We start from the raw sequence: 1,152 nt of genomic DNA on the forward strand, positions 1-1,152 counted from the left end.
AAAACAATCTTTCAAGCTTATGTTTTTTGAAATTTTCATTATAATTGCTTCACTTTGTATGGATACTTTGAATTAGGACAGATAATGATTGGATTATTAAGGCGTTTAACCATTTTAAAGCGCTTATTCATTATGTTAGCTTTAGCCGCTGTAGGTACTGTGGTTTTCGGTTCTTTTTCAATTAAAGAACAATACGATCATTTAATCGAAGAAAAATATAAGCAGATAAGTGGGCAAGTAAACCAATTAAGTAGCACTCTAGATGCGTTTAAATTGGCCAAACCGGATGCTACGGTTGAAATATTAAGCCAATTTGCCAGTAAAATTGAAGTTAATGATCATCAAGCTTTTATCATTGTTGATAACCAAGATCGCATTATTGTTAATCCATTAAATCAAAACTCAGTCGGCAAGCCCCTCTCCAATTTAGCAACATTCAACGGATCCAATTCATACCAACAGTTGTTCGCCAGCGCCAAAAAAAATAACCTCGCACAGGCTGAACTAGCTATTGTTGATCAACAAAATCGGCCACAAACAGTATTAGCAGTAGCGCAATATTATTCAGCCCTTGATTGGACCTTAATCACTCAAGCTAACGTCAACGATGTTAATGAAAGCATGACGGGTATCATTATTGACTATTTTATTATCATGATGATTATTTCAGTGCCTATTTTTGGGTTCTTTTTATTGCTGAATCATTCTATTACCCAACCTCTCAACGTCACTATCGATGCGATGGAACAGATAGCCAAAGGTGAAGGTGACTTGACCCAACGCTTGTCTACCGAAGGTAATGATGAAGTAGCCAAATTAGCAGATGCATTCAATCAGTTTGTGATTAAAATTGCCAATATGGTGGCTAATTTGCAACCGCTCGGGCATACCTTAAATAATGAAGCCATACATTTATTAGACACCGTAAAGTCATCGAATCAAAGTGCGAATCAAGTGCATAGTGAAACTCAAAGCGTCGCCGCAGCTATCAACCAGATGTTGTCGACTAGCCAAGAAATGGCACGAAATACACAAGATGCAGCTGACGGGGCCGCTAATGTAAAACATCAAGCGGAACAGAATCAAAAATTGATGCAACAAACCGTTGAACAAACACAAAGTTTAGTCCACGAATTACATCAAGCTGAAACC

1 protein-coding gene is annotated in these 1,152 nt (G+C 37.5%); it reads left to right on the forward strand.

Annotation, left to right across the window (positions count from 1 at the left end; translation table 11 throughout):
- Positions 1-84: 84 nt before the first annotated feature.
- Positions 85-1,152, forward strand: a 1,068-nt coding sequence (locus CXF78_RS01300) for a methyl-accepting chemotaxis protein (RefSeq protein ID WP_102035747.1), incomplete at its 3' end; no start/stop codon positions are given.

Source organism: Shewanella sp. 11B5 (genome assembly GCF_002836795.1).
Classification (GTDB): domain Bacteria; phylum Pseudomonadota; class Gammaproteobacteria; order Enterobacterales; family Shewanellaceae; genus Shewanella; species Shewanella frigidimarina.